Below are 2,500 nucleotides of genomic sequence, written 5' to 3' on the forward strand. Positions count from 1 at the left end.
TTTGATCGTTAATCGAACAGTCCGGTGGGCTGTTTTTAGTCTGCACGGGCTGCTCTGGGATTTTCTAAAGTTGGTTGCGGGAGCAGGATTTGAACCTGCGACCTTCAGGTTATGAGCCTGACGAGCTACCGGGCTGCTCCATCCCGCGACACTTTAAGTGACCTATCGCTTACGCTACTTGAGGTCTTGTGTTGGTCTATCGCCTATTCGGCTACTTGAGACCGGGTAGTGTTCTTTTCATCGTGTTTGAGAGACTGTGGGCTTTTACTAGGTTTGGCGGTGACCTACTCTCCCGGGGCTTAAGCCCAAGTACCATTGGCGCGGCAGTGCTTAACTTCCGGGTTCGGGATGGGACCGGGTGTTTCACTTGCGCTATGACCACCAAACCGAGGAAAAGCCCATGTCGACTTTCCTGCTTTGCAGGAAAGCGACGAGGTGGCAGGCAGCGTCTTTTGCTTGCAAAAGGCGCGTTGCCACTCGGTTATATAATCAACCAACATCGCGGCTTGGCGCTGCGACGTTATCCAACTCAAGGTCAGTGTATGCTTTTGGTGATTTGTCTTTCCATTACTGGATCAAATCAAGCCTATCGGGCGATTAGTACCGGTCAACTGAACGCATTACTGCGCTTACATCTCCGGCCTATTGACGTGGTGGTCTTCCACGGCCCTCAGGGAGACCTTGTTTTGAGGGGGGCTTCCCGCTTAGATGCCTTCAGCGGTTATCCTGTCCGATCATAGCTACCCAGCACTGCCGTTGGCACGACAACTGGTCCACCAGTGGATCGTTCACCCCGGTCCTCTCGTACTAGGGGCAACTCCTCTCAAGTCTCCTACACCCACGGCAGATAGGGACCGAACTGTCTCACGACGTTCTAAACCCAGCTCACGTACCTCTTTAAACGGCGAACAGCCGTACCCTTGGGACCTGCTCCAGCCCCAGGATGAGATGAGCCGACATCGAGGTGCCAAACACTGCCGTCGATATGGACTCTTGGGCAGTATCAGCCTGTTATCCCCGGCGTACCTTTTATCCGTTGAGCGATGGCCCTTCCACTCGGGACCACCGGATCACTATGGCCGTCTTTCGACTCTGCTCGACTTGTCAGTCTTGCAGTCAGGCTGGCTTCTGCCATTGCACTCAACGAGCGATTTCCGACCGCTCTGAGCCAACCTTCGCGCGCCTCCGTTACGCTTTAGGAGGCGACCGCCCCAGTCAAACTACCCGCCACGCAGGGTCCCGGATCCGGATAACGGACCGCGGTTAGACATCAAGAGTGCGAAGGGTGGTATCTCAAGGGAGGCTCCACGGATACTTGCGTTTCCGCTTCAAAGCCTACCACCTATCCTGCACATCACAATCCTGATGCCAGTGCGAAGCTGTAGTAAAGGTGCACGGGGTCTTTCCGTCTAACCGCGGGAAGCCTGCATCTTGACAGGCAATTCAATTTCGCTGAGTCGATGTTGGAGACAGCGGGGAAGTCGTTACGCCATTCGTGCAGGTCGGAACTTACCCGACAAGGAATTTCGCTACCTTAGGACCGTTATAGTTACGGCCGCCGTTTACCTGGGCTTCAATTCAAGGCTCTCACCTCTCCTTTTAACCTTCAGGCACCGGGCAGGCGTCAGACCCTATACGTCGTCTTGCGACTTCGCAGAGCCCTGTGTTTTTAATAAACAGTCGCCACCCCCTGGTTTGTGCCCCCAGCCCCTAGTTGCCTAGGAACCGGGCCTCCTTCTCGCGAACTTACGGAGGTATTTTGCCGAGTTCCTTCAACATCGTTCTCTCAAGCGCCTTGGTATGCTCTACCAGTCCACCTGTGTCGGTTTAGGGTACGGTCTGATGGAGGGCTATTTCCAGGAACCACTCAGCAGCCCAATCAATCCGATAAGATTGAACTACACCTGTGATCCGTCACATCCTCCTGGCCTAGGAATATTAACCTAGTTCCCATCGCCTACGCCTTTCGGCCTCGGCTTAGGGGCCGGCTTACCCTGCTCAGATTAGCTTTAAGCAGGAACCCTTGGACTTTCGGCGAGAGTGTCTCTCACACTCTTTGTCGCTACTCATGTCATCATTCTCACTAGTGATCTCTCCACCGGATGGCTCACGCCCCGGCTTCATCGAAAGCTCCAAATATCCTCCAAGGCGATCCGAAGATCGCTAAAGAGGATAGGAACTATGTCACACTACGCTCTGCTACCGATGCTTACGCATCCCTAGACTTCGGCTCATGGCTTGAGCCCCGTTACATCTTCGCCGCAGGACAACTTATTTAGACCAGTGAGCTGTTACGCTATCTTTAAAGGATGGCTGCTTCTAAGCCAACCTCCTGGTTGTTTTGGTCGTCCCACCTGCTTTCCCACTTAGCCATGAATTGGGGGCCTTAGTCGTAGGTCAGGGTTGTTTCCCTCTCCACTACGGACGTTAGCATCCGCAGTGTGTCTGCCATCTAGTACTCCCGGGTATTCGGAGTTTGGTTAGGATCAGTAAGCCTGTG

General features: G+C 54.0%; 1 tRNA gene and 2 rRNA genes (1 of these 3 cut by a window edge). All 3 read right to left on the reverse strand.

The annotated features are described in order from the left end of the window. Nucleotides 1–71: 71 nt before the first annotated feature. Nucleotides 72–148: transfer RNA gene (locus ACR0AU_RS21780), tRNA-Met, on the reverse strand. 123 nt (nucleotides 149–271) lie between these two features. Continuing rightward, nucleotides 272–386 (reverse strand): 5S ribosomal RNA (rrf, locus tag ACR0AU_RS21785). 190 nt (nucleotides 387–576) lie between these two features. Next, nucleotides 577–2,500: ribosomal RNA gene (locus ACR0AU_RS21790) — 23S ribosomal RNA — on the reverse strand; it runs 908 nt beyond the window's last position.

It is taken from the genome of Ruegeria sp. CG1 (genome assembly GCF_056537265.1).